At 60.2% G+C, this 9,096-nt stretch carries 7 protein-coding genes, 1 pseudogene and 1 riboswitch; of the genes and pseudogenes, 6 read left to right on the top strand and 2 right to left on the bottom strand.

The annotated features are described in order from the left end of the window. The 4 genes and pseudogenes from HMPREF3135_RS11545 to HMPREF3135_RS03255 form a co-directional block, all read left to right on the top strand. Window positions 1-173 (top strand): annotated as a pseudogene (locus HMPREF3135_RS11545) (IS110 family transposase); the annotation flags it as partial. Between the two features lie 125 nt (window positions 174-298). Further along, the gene (locus HMPREF3135_RS03265) at window positions 299-781 is read left to right on the top strand and encodes a pirin family protein (protein ID WP_048732946.1); all 483 of its coding nucleotides are present in this window, start codon (window positions 299-301) and stop codon (window positions 779-781) included. A 249-nt stretch (window positions 782-1,030) separates the two neighbouring features. Beyond that, the gene (locus HMPREF3135_RS11650; protein ID WP_083280599.1) at window positions 1,031-2,269 is read left to right on the top strand and encodes a methyltransferase domain-containing protein; all 1,239 of its coding nucleotides are present in this window, start codon (window positions 1,031-1,033) and stop codon (window positions 2,267-2,269) included. 121 nt (window positions 2,270-2,390) lie between these two features. Further along, window positions 2,391-2,870, top strand: coding sequence for an SDR family oxidoreductase (locus tag HMPREF3135_RS03255; RefSeq protein WP_070437998.1), 480 nt, complete (start codon window positions 2,391-2,393; stop codon window positions 2,868-2,870). Here HMPREF3135_RS03255 and HMPREF3135_RS03250 read toward each other — a convergent pair. Further along, entirely contained in the window at window positions 2,852-4,699 is a 1,848-nt protein-coding gene (locus HMPREF3135_RS03250; protein ID WP_070437995.1) for a hypothetical protein, read from the bottom strand. The two genes, HMPREF3135_RS03255 and HMPREF3135_RS03250, sit on opposite strands and share 19 nt — an antisense overlap. Continuing rightward, window positions 4,696-5,349: a hypothetical protein gene (locus tag HMPREF3135_RS03245; RefSeq protein ID WP_070437992.1), complete on the bottom strand. Its 654-nt coding sequence runs from the start codon at window positions 5,347-5,349 to the stop codon at window positions 4,696-4,698. Before HMPREF3135_RS03245 ends, HMPREF3135_RS03250 begins: the two co-directional genes overlap by 4 nt. Before the next feature lie 281 nt (window positions 5,350-5,630). Continuing rightward, window positions 5,631-5,752, top strand: a riboswitch (TPP riboswitch). On the opposite strand from HMPREF3135_RS03245, the gene thiC reads away from it, so the two are divergent. Next, window positions 5,751-7,457 (top strand): phosphomethylpyrimidine synthase ThiC, encoded by a 1,707-nt coding sequence (gene thiC, locus HMPREF3135_RS03240; protein ID WP_070437989.1) that lies wholly within the window; start codon window positions 5,751-5,753, stop codon window positions 7,455-7,457. It overlaps the preceding riboswitch by 2 nt. A gap of 198 nt (window positions 7,458-7,655) precedes the next feature. Further along, window positions 7,656-8,822, top strand: a complete 1,167-nt coding sequence (locus HMPREF3135_RS03235) for an HtaA protein (RefSeq protein ID WP_246818301.1) — start codon at window positions 7,656-7,658, stop codon at window positions 8,820-8,822. Window positions 8,823-9,096: the final 274 nt, after the last annotated feature.

Here is a 9,096-nt window from a genome sequence, read left to right as displayed (position 1 = left end):
ACTGCCATCCCGCATCGCGCGACTACTACCCGCGTAAACGGGCTGAAGGACAGAAGCACAATGCCACGGTGATGTGCCTTGCCCGGCGGCGCTACAACGTCATTTATGCCCTGTTGACTCGGCGTAAGCTCTTCCGAGAAATCCCTGCTAGAACCATCGCCACGGCTGCGTAGGCCGCTGGGCTAATCACCGCCGGCCCGCATGATGCGGCTCGGCGATCAGTGATGGCTACAACACCCCCATGCGATGTACGTGCAAGTTCCGCCTGACTATTGACAATCCACATAGGGACCCCGGCATGGCGCAGCGAATCAGCGCCGGGCGCGGGATCCGCCACTCCGAGCTCAATGCCTCCGGTTACCTCGACGGCAAGAAGTTGCGGGTCGTCCAGGCCTGGTTGCCGCCCGACGATCTCGGTGCCGCTCCCTCCCACGACGAGGTCGACCTCAACGATGCTCTCACCGACGGCACGCTGGTCCCGGTCGCGTCGGGCACACCGGGCCTCGCGCCGCTGACCATCGGCACCACCGGCGCGACGTTGCGCATCGGCCGGGTTCCCGCAGGCCGCACCATCGACGTGCCGTTGTCGCGGTTCACCCACTTCTTCGTCGCCTGCGGCTCGGCATCCTTCGGCGACGAGACGCTTTACGACGGCGACGTTGCCCGCATCACGGCCGACGGATCGAATTCAGCGGATTCGGACGAGGTCGACTCGCTGCCCATGACCGCCATCAACGATGCCGAGGTGCTGGCTTGGACCATGGACCGCAGCATCGACTGAGCCCACCAAACGACACCGGATGACGGTATAGACCAGACGCCGAAGGACAGGTACCTCGCCTTTTTCGGATCGACCGGGTCGTCGGACATCTACGTTGCAACGGCCCGGTTCGGCGTTTCGGGCCAACCCCTCGACAAATATGCCAGGTAAGGCTAAGTTAATTGCTAAAGCAGTATTTTACATGCGGGTTAACGGGCCGGCGCAGCCGCCGACACCGTCGGCCCGGCCACACGACGAGTGAGACGCACCATGAATGCACGCGACAGAGATTTCGAACAACTCCAGGGCCACTGGCTACTGGCCCGACTGGGCAAAAAGGTCCTTCGACCCGGTGGCCGGAAGATGACGGAGTGGATTCTCGACCGGGCTCGCCTCACCGACGCCCGCGTCGTCGAACTCGCACCGGGACTGGGGATTACGGCGACGGAAATCTTGAATCGCGCACCGGGGGATTACGTCGGCATCGACGAGGACCCCGACGCCGCCAAGACGACCGGCAAGGTCGTTGGCCACAGGGGCCGGGTCACCGAAGGCAAGGCCCAAGCGACGGGGCTCGGCGATGACTCGGCGGACGCCGTCGTGGGCGAGGCGATGCTCACCATGCAAGGCGACAAGGGCAAGGCGGCGATTCTCGACGAGGTTCGTCGGATTCTCGTTCCCGGCGGCCGCTACGCGATCCACGAACTGGCGTTGACCCCCGACGACCTGGATGCGGCGACGAAAGATGAGATTCGCATCGCGATGTCCAAGGCCATCCGGGTCAACGCCCGACCACTCACCGTCGCGGAGTGGCGAAACCTCCTCGAAGAACACGGATTCGAGGTCGAGCACGTCCGCATTGCGGAGATGGGCCTGCTCAAGCCCTCCCAGATGATCGAAGACGAAGGGATCTCCGGAGTTGCCCGCATCGCAGGCAACATGATCAAGCACCCCGCGGCGCGTAAGCGCGTTCTCGGCATGCGCAGCGTTTTCGTCGAGAACGACGACGCCCTCGCCTCGATAGGCATCGTGGCCCGTCTGCGCGACACCGCCGATTCCGCCGACGCCGCCGATGCGACGGGTGCCGTTTCCAACGCTTCCGAAAGCGGGCGCGAAGCATCGCCCGCCGTCCGACGCGGGCCCGAGATTGAGTTCCTCGACGACGACCAGCAAGCTGAATTGACCGCCGATCCGGAGGCTCTGAGCCTTCATGACGTCGTCGCCGCCGCTCCGCCCGCCAAGGACGGCGACGGCCCGGCGGTGAAACGTCTGCAGACGGCCGACGGGGTAAACATCATCGCCATGCGTTTCCGCTCCGGCCAGGCCTTGCCCGATCACCGCGCTGCACACCCGATTATGGTGCAATGCATCGAGGGCCAGGTGCGCTTCACCGTAGGCGACCGCACCGAGGTCCTCACGCCGGGGACCGTCGCACACCTGCCCACCATGGTCCCACACCGGGTCGACGCAGACGAGGACTCCGTGTTCCTGCTGTCGATGCTCACGTAGATCCGTACACGGGGTTGACCGCCGCACGGGCGGAGCGATTTCGCCGGCCCGGACCGGCCTCGCCGCCGCATCCGGCGAGGGCCCCTTCGGCCGTTCCCCCGAACCACGCGGCCTGCGGCGCGTGCTCATCACCGGCACCGCTTCCGGCTTCGGCCTCGAACTGGCCAAGCGCTTCGTCGCACGCGGCGATTCGGTCATCGCGACCGATCTGCATGACTCGGCGAACGAGGACGTCGTCAAGCTCGGCGATGCGTGCACCTACCGCGAGCTGGACGTCACCTCCGACGCGGACCGGGAGGCGGCGGCCGCGGCGATAGGCGCGGCGGACGTGCTCGTGCTCAACGCGGGCATCGCGGTCGGCGGGGCGATTGAGAACGTCACCATGGACACGTGGCACCGCGCGCTCGACATCAACCTGCTCGGGGCGGTCTGCGGCTGCCGTGCGTTCGTGCCACTGTTGGAGCCGGGCGCGAAGATCGTGATGACGTCGTCGATCGCCAGCCTGATCCCCCGTGGCGCCCGAGCGGGTAAAGATCAGCTTTTGCGCGCTGACTTTATGCTCGGAGGCTTACGGTCGGAGCTTTACGATCGGACGTTGTGACCAATCACCGCCGGGATAGTAATTGGCGCATCCCCGAAAAGCTCCTTCTGGTATTCGTTCTGCTCGAAAGCGCCGGCATCGTTATCCCTGATGGTGGCCACGTTTGTCAGTTTGCGTGCCGACGGTGCGGAGCCCTTTTGGAGCAGTCCGCCACGATTGCCCGCAGTGGTGGCCGCGAAAGCCCCTGCGCCACGGTTTCCAGCAGCGGCGCCCGTGGTTCCGCCAGCAGCACCCGTAGCTCCGGTAGCAGTACTGTTGCGCGCGCTGATTAGGGAATTCATCAATCCACTTCCGCGCTGTGCAGGGCTATTCGAGGCGTTTGGCAAGGCAGAACCAGCAACCCCGGGCCCCAAGCCGGTTCCCATCCCGCGCCCCGCTGTTGGCGCTGGCATACGACCGGGACTCGAAGTCGGAAGTCCCGAGGCCGGTGGACGGGGGCTTGCGTTTCCAGAAGACGGCAGTGCCGGGATATTGCCCGCTGGTGTGAGCCCCGCAGTGCGCCCTGCGTCGAGGGAGCCAGCCGGCCGGTTGCCGTGAACTCCGTAAGGCGAGACTCCTTGCGGTGATGTGCGTTGAAGTGGGGCGCTCGCTCCCGAAGGAGCGACCATGGCTGGATTCGCCGCATTCGGTTGAGCCATGGCTGATGTGCTGGTCGGGGATGTTGGCGAGATTGTGGAGCTCGTTGGGCTGCTAGGTGATGCTGGGTGCACAGGGGTAGCAGACGGATTTGTGGAGCTCGACAAAGTCGAAGTGCTCGGTTGCACGTGCGAAGGAGCGGAAGGGCTCGCGGATGTGGATTGTGGTGTTGGAGAATCCGGAACAGTTGAGGTGGCACCAACTGGTGTGCTGGCGGCCTGCATGCTTCCAGTCATCCCCGCAGGCGAAAGGCTGAACTGGCTAGTTCCAGAACGCCCGGCGACTGTGGCTCCAACGGACACCTCGGCAGTCACACCACTTCCCGCATCGGCAGAAACCAGGTTAGGAATTCGGGGAATAGCTGTCTGTAGCTGTGCGGTATACGGACCAGAGAGAAAGGCTGCTACCTCGGCCTGTTCAAAAGCCTTTTGCGCGCCAGGGTTTGGGAGTGCCTTGGATTCGGCTTCGATCGCTGATAGTGCATTGACGGCCATCGCCTTCACAGATGGCAATACGGCAAGGTGCCCGGCCATGACCTCAGATGCGGTGGCGATGCTGGTTGCGCGTGCGGCTAGACCTTTCATTGTCGTATCCGCAGCAGAGAAGACAGCACCGCTGTTGCTCGACACCAAGCCGGATGAGATGGAGGTTAGATTGCTGGCCAACGTGGTCATAGTGTCGGCGAAGTTGTTCCAGTAGGCGATTGCCTCGGCTACGGCACCGTCATTTGTCGAGGAAAACATGGAAAGTAGGGACTTCGCATCGAGACCAAGTTCCGCGGAAAGAGTGACTGGCGCGAAAGTGAGACTTCCAGCTTCAAACATCGGTCGACGCTGAAATACACCGCTTGTGCGCGCTACTTCAGCAAGGGAAGCGCCGTCACCATTGAATGGGTTAATGCTTCGAAGAATCCGATTCATGGTGGATTCGTGCTCAGTGATCACGCGACGGAAGTCAGCGAGATTCGTTTGCGCCCAGGTGAGTTGTTTGCCCAGAGACAAGCCGACGGCTGCAGAGCTTCCTGAACTGCCGGAAATTGCCAGACTGTGCTCTGTCGCCACCAGCTGGAGTGACGGAACCTGTGAGTAGCCGGCCAAGTTGGGCTGCATAAATCTGGAACCGCTTGCTAGAACATTCGTAATACTGAACTTCTGAATTGCAGAGTCGATTGTTGGAATTACGGCATGCATCATGATTCTTCCCCCAAGTAATCAATTAACAGCTCATTTACAGGAGCGCATCGTCGGTGCTGTGGGTCAGGGCTATCTTGTCCGGTTGTGTCGATAACGAATCCGAGAGCCCCTTGTTCTGTTTCGACAGAAGCAATACAGGCAGAGCTTCCGAGCGGTTCTGTTTGAGTGAATGTCACCCAATTGAAAATTCCTTCGTGATGAGCCAAAGGCTCGGCACTGTAGCGCTCGAGTTGCGAGTGAGCGACCGCGGCATGCCAGATGCTCAACAGGCCGGAAGCGTCGGATTCGATAACGCAGCCAATCTGTTTATTACCTTCGATTCGGCCCTCCATGTACGTCTGCTCCCGGAACCCCAGCCTGTCTAAGCGCCCCATAATCTCAGGGTCGTCACACGGATTGGTCAGGACGAATTCGGGTGCGTCGTAGTTGTAGTGCCCATCGGGACCAAGTGGAGCATCACCGGGCTTCGGCGGATTGTTGGGTGGAAGCACACCCGCAGGTAACGTCACGCCCGAGTCAGTAGTGATGGTTGTCGCATTGTCGCCGACAGGTTGAACGTCCTCGCCGGATGCCTCGGTCGATGCGCAACTAGTCCCCGTTGTTCCCCATAGAAGTGCTGACAGTAGGGCGGCAGTAGTCGCCTTTTTCAATTTTCCCTCCCCAAAGAATTTGTGTGAGAAAGATATAACACTGCGATCACACTCGCGCTTGCTGAGAAGCCGAAAAATAGAGCGACTGTGGATAACTTTTTAGGGGTGTGGACAACGCGGTCGATGCGCAGAACCACGCCTCTGCACAGCCACAACCTGCATCTTTGGGGTGCGTTCTCCGTGCCGTCGTTAAGCGTTGGCGGCAAACGTGGGTGTAATGACCGAAGTAATGGGTGTAATGACCGAAGTAATCCGAACGATTGGTTAGACTATGAGGCGCATTACAAAACCACGGGAGTGCCAACCGAAATTCCGGCACTGAGAGGACGCTAGGGATCGAGCGTCGACCGGACGAACCTGAATCTGGGTAATACCAGCGTAGGAAAGGGATGTGTTGCTTCATGGCCGCACGTGTATCTGTATCCGCTCCGCCGAAAGAGGGCGAGGTTACAACTGGCCCGATTTACCGCAGCAACAAGCATTACGACGAGGTTGCGTTCAGCAACGATTTCGGTGAGGCGAACCTGCGCATTCCAGTTCGTCGAATCAATCTGACGAACGGTACTCACTTCGATGCGTACGACACCTCGGGTATCTACACCGAGGAAAACCCGGAGCTGAACCTGAAGGAGGGTTTGGCTAAGACTCGTGACTCGTGGCCGAAGGCTCCGGCAGTGCCGGCGGTTGCAGGCTCTGAGGACGCCCCGAAGGTCAAGACGCAGCTGGCATGGGCCCGTGCGGGAATTGTCACCCCGGAGATGGCATTTATCGCCGCTCGTGAAGGTGTGGATCCGGAAGTTGTGCGCGAAGAGGTGGCTGCGGGTCGTGCCGTGATTCCGGCCAACCACAAGCACCCGGAGACTGAGCCGATGATTATCGGCAAGCGCTTTGCCACCAAGATCAACGCCAACATTGGTAACTCGGCTGTGACTTCGTCCATCTCTGAAGAAGTGGAGAAGATGGTGTGGGCGACCCGCTGGGGCGCGGACACCATCATGGACCTGTCCACTGGCAAGGACATTCACGAAACCCGCGAGTGGATTCTGCGTAACTCCCCGGTGCCGGTTGGTACGGTGCCGATTTACCAGGCGCTGGAGAAGGTCAAGGGTGACCCGGCCAAGCTGACCTGGGAAATCTACCGCGAAACCATCATTGAGCAGTGTGAACAGGGCGTGGATTACATGACCGTTCACGCGGGTGTGCTGCTGCGCTACGTGCCGCTGGCCGCCAATCGCGTGACGGGCATTGTTTCCCGCGGTGGCTCGATTATGGCCGCATGGTGCCTCGCGCATCACCAGGAGAGCTTCCTCTACACCCGCTTCGCTGAGCTGTGCGACATTCTGGCGCAGTACGATGTCACGTTCTCCCTCGGTGATGGCCTGCGTCCGGGCTCCATTGCCGACGCTAACGATGAGGCTCAGCTGGCTGAGCTGCGCACCCTCGGTGAGCTGACCAAGATTGCCAAGTCCCGCGGCTGTCAGGTCATGATTGAAGGTCCAGGCCACGTTCCGATGCACAAGATCGCCGACAACGTGAAGTGGGAAGAGGAGTGGTGTGAGGAAGCTCCGTTCTACACCCTCGGCCCGCTGGCAACCGATATCGCGCCGGGCTATGACCACATCACCTCGGCTATCGGTGCGGCCATCATTGCGCAGGCTGGCACCGCCATGCTTTGCTACGTCACACCGAAGGAGCACCTGGGTCTGCCGAACCGCGACGACGTCAAGGTCGGCGTGATTACTTACAAGATTTCCGCGCACGCCGCTGACCTGGCAAAGGGCCTGCCGCGCGCTCAGGAGCGTGACGACGCGCTGTCGAAGGCCCGCTTCGAATTCCGTTGGCATGACCAGTTTGCACTGGCACTGGATCCGGACACTGCGCTGGATTACCACGATGAGACCCTGCCTGCAGAGCCGGCAAAGACCGCGCATTTCTGTTCCATGTGCGGCCCGAAGTTCTGCTCCATGCGTATTTCCAAGGACGTACAGGACTACGCGAAAGAACACGGCCTGGACTCCGTTGAAGCGATCGAGGCCGGCATGGCTGAGAAGTCCCAGGAGTTCGCTGATCAGGGCAGCCGCGTCTACCTGCCGATTACCGCGGAGTAGCTGGTTGTCTTAGAAGATGCTGAAGTAAGCCGCGGTCGAGCTCTATTGGGCTTGGCCGCGGTTTTCTTTTGCTCTCAACCATTTCTTCCAATCCCAGCGTTGAGACTCAAACGGGGGTGGATAAGGCGCGCCTTAATAAATGCGTTAGGTGAGCCTAATATGCAGGTGTACATTGCTTGTATGCACAGTCTGAAGTTCTTGACTTTCGATCATTTCCACCGCCATCTTGCGGGGGCTCACGAAACTCGCCTTTCGTCCGGCTCCGAATCATCGCCCGTTGGAGAAGGCAAGCGTCGACCGGTGAGGCAGAGTGCGCGCAGAGGTGTTACTGCGGTTTCGCTGTCCGGCGCCATGGTTCTTTCGGCGTTTGTGTCCCCGGCAATGGCTGAAACTGCGAAACCAATCGTGCCGGACAATTTTCCCAATGTGATCAATCCAGCGGAGAACTTCCAGCCGCAGGATTCACAGTATGTCGAATCCCCGGAAGTTACTGTCACTTTTGAAGACGGCACACCAGCTGAAGGTGCCACGGTTCATCGCGGCGATGTTCTTATTGTTCGCGGCAGTGGTTTCAATCCGTCGGCCAACCGTGGTGGTTACCCGCTTCCAATTCCTCCGGGTGTACCCAATGGTGTTTACGTTCTCTACAGTGCGTTCCCAGACTCGTGGAAGCCAAGTGAAGGTGCTCCGTCTTCGGCGCGGAAACATCCGCACGACAACATTGCCTGGGTCACGCCGGCTGGAACTCTCGAGGCGATACCGAACCAGGGCGTCGATATGCGGCGTTCTATCGCTCGTCAGGCTACTCCGATGACAGATGACGGCAGTTTTGAAGCCCGCATTGTTGTTGACCCGCCAGAGGCTCCAGCTGGTGATAACTGGGGCATTTACGTCTACCCGGCAGCCGGCTCGATTAATGCGGCCGAGGAAATCTATATTCCGTTGAATTATTCGGATGCTCCGGGCAAGAATGCTCCGGCTCCCTCGAGTGAGGATTTAGTAATTTCTGTATCTGCGCTGGAGAAGGTATTCGGCGCACTGGGTGGTGGCGTCACTGCCAAGAACGGTGCCCTAGAGCCTGAGGCCGGAGTCGTTTCATTCACCCGCGACAATGACAGCAGCGATGCCAAAGGGGAGAGCTACCGCGGAGAAGTTCACTTCACCGCGAAGTTCAGTCTGGTTCATGTGGTCGTCCGTAATCCGCGCATTGAGGACGGCCCGACTGGAAAGATTATTACGGCAGAGGTCTCGCAGGGCTACGATGTCGGCCCGGACGAGATGGAGCGTATGCCCATTGCCGCCGTGGTCGACAGCGATGGAGATCAGCTGATCACGACCATCGGCACTATTTCGCAGTTCCGGTAGTCCCTCCGACCATCACAGCCGCCAACTGTCGTCTACCTGGCACTTCGTTCAAAGTAAGCCGTCATACCTTGCGGGTTCCTGCGGGTTGTAACCACTGCTGTAGTGGAATCACTACATTAGATAGAGGCGCTTACCAGCGATGAGGAGGAACGTGGGACGGCATAGTCGGGCAGAAGGACCGGTGTCACAGGATGGGGCATCGTCACAGGTTGCGGAGTCGCAACGTGCTGTTGCGGAGTCTCCGTCGCGGGCCTCGCGAAAAATATGGGTTCGC

The sequence above is a fragment of the Corynebacterium sp. HMSC14H10 genome (assembly GCF_001807105.1).
Taxonomy (GTDB): Bacteria; Actinomycetota; Actinomycetes; order Mycobacteriales; family Mycobacteriaceae; genus Corynebacterium; species Corynebacterium jeikeium_D.
This window is presented reverse-complemented; position numbering and strand designations above follow the sequence as displayed.

Coding starts and splice junctions, on each gene's coding strand:
- HMPREF3135_RS03265 (WP_048732946.1), top strand. CDS start 299: ATGGCGCAGCGAATCAGCGCCGGGCGCGGGATCCGCCACTCCGAGCTC.
- HMPREF3135_RS11650 (WP_083280599.1), top strand. CDS start 1,031: ATGAATGCACGCGACAGAGATTTCGAACAACTCCAGGGCCACTGGCTA.
- HMPREF3135_RS03250 (WP_070437995.1), bottom strand. CDS start 4,699: ATGATGCATGCCGTAATTCCAACAATCGACTCTGCAATTCAGAAGTTC.
- thiC (WP_070437989.1), top strand. CDS start 5,751: ATGGCCGCACGTGTATCTGTATCCGCTCCGCCGAAAGAGGGCGAGGTT.